3 protein-coding genes are annotated in these 1,637 nt (G+C 26.9%); all 3 read left to right on the top strand.

Features of this window, described 5'->3' with window-relative positions; all coding sequences use genetic code 11:
• The coding region (locus B5E58_RS13185) for a DNA adenine methylase (protein WP_143597289.1) at positions 1 to 726 on the top strand (726 nt) is incomplete at its 5' end.
• A gap of 129 nt (positions 727 to 855) precedes the next feature.
• Positions 856 to 1,122: a helix-turn-helix domain-containing protein gene (locus tag B5E58_RS13190; RefSeq protein ID WP_088110092.1), complete on the top strand. Its 267-nt coding sequence runs from the start codon at positions 856 to 858 to the stop codon at positions 1,120 to 1,122.
• A gap of 153 nt (positions 1,123 to 1,275) precedes the next feature.
• Positions 1,276 to 1,637: hypothetical protein (locus B5E58_RS13195; protein WP_143597290.1), on the top strand; the 362-nt coding region annotated here is incomplete at its 3' end.

Raw genomic sequence — 1,637 nt, forward strand, 5'->3', positions numbered from 1 at the left:
GGAAAGAAACTTTTAAGAAAGATTATATCAGACAAGTTTCCTGAAAAGTTTGATAAGTATGTTGAGGTATTTGGTGGAGCTGGTTGGGTATTATTTTATAAAGATAAATATGCAAAAACAGAGGTTTACAATGACATAAATAGAGACCTTGTAAATCTTTTCAAATGTGTGAAATATCACCCGGAAGCAATAGAAAAAGAACTTGAGTTATCTTTAAACTCAAGACAAATTTTTAATGAATATAAAAATCAAATGGACTGTATAGGTCTTACAGATATACAAAGGGCAGTAAGATATTTATATCTTATAAAGTCTTCCTATGGTGCAAAAATAAATACATATGGTAGTAAACCAAGAGATATATCAAATACCGAATTTTTAAAAGATGTAAGAAAAAGACTTTCAAAGGTTGTTATTGAGAATAAAAGTTTTGAAAAAATAATAAGTGCTTATGACAATGAAGGCACATTATTTTACCTTGACCCACCATATCATAATACAGAAAATATGTATGATACAGGAGATTTTATTTTTGATGAAGAACAACATATTAAATTGAGAGATATTTTAAAAGATATAAAAGGCAAGTTTGTTTTATCGTATAATGATGATGAATTTATACGTGAATTGTACAAAGATTTTAAAATTGAAGGAATTGAAAGGCAAAATAATTTGTCATTAAACTCTGGCAGTCGATTTAAAGAAGTAGTTATTACAAACTACTAATTACGATTAGTTACAGTATTATTTTTTTAATAATTGTATAACTAAAATAGTTATTTAATAACTTATAAAATATTATTATTTTTATATATGATAGTATTATATCGAATAAAGGTATAAGGGGTGCTATCAATGATAAAAATATATTTATCCACTATATTAGGAAATATAAGAATGACACAAGCAGAACTTGCTAGAAAGACTGGTATAAGACCTTCAACTATTAATGAAATGTATAATGAAACAATAGAGAGAATTAACCTTGATTATCTTAGTAGAATATGTAAAGTTCTTAATTGCGAAGTTGAAGATTTACTTCAATATATTCCTGATGAGGAATACTATAAAAATCATAGTATTCCATATAGATTAAGAAAAAAGCAATTTAAACAAAGTTAAACAGAAGTTTAATACCACTTTAAATATTTAAAAAGCAGTGAATTTTTTAAAAAAAGTCCACTGCTTTTTTTATTATATTTTTTGCCATTCTTAATGCAGATTTTTGCCATTCTTAATGCACCCTTACAAAAGCATAACAGAATGCTTCAACATATGAAAACTGTAAAGAATGCAGAGTACGTGTATGATGACGAAGGGATTACAGAAAAACAAAAAGGTTTTTTTTCCAATTTGTTGAAAGCTTATTTTCAAAGTGAAAACTCTGAAGAACCAGAGCATGACTTTAGAGCCTTTTATATTTATGGATTTCTTCATGATGTTCCAATGCAAAGAACTGCAAAAGCACAAGATGAGTTTCTTTATAAAAGGTGTGAGGATATCTTTGTAGAATACGAAGAATTATTTGAAGGACCAACCATTAATATATGGATAAAGAAGGCATCCTTTGATATATATGAGTTGATGTGTCTATCTATGGAAATAATAAGGAAACATGGCAAAAATCTATCCATTTT

The organism is Tyzzerella sp. An114, assembly GCF_002161055.1.
In the GTDB taxonomy this organism is placed as follows: domain Bacteria; phylum Bacillota; class Clostridia; order Lachnospirales; family Anaerotignaceae; genus Fimicola; species Fimicola cottocaccae.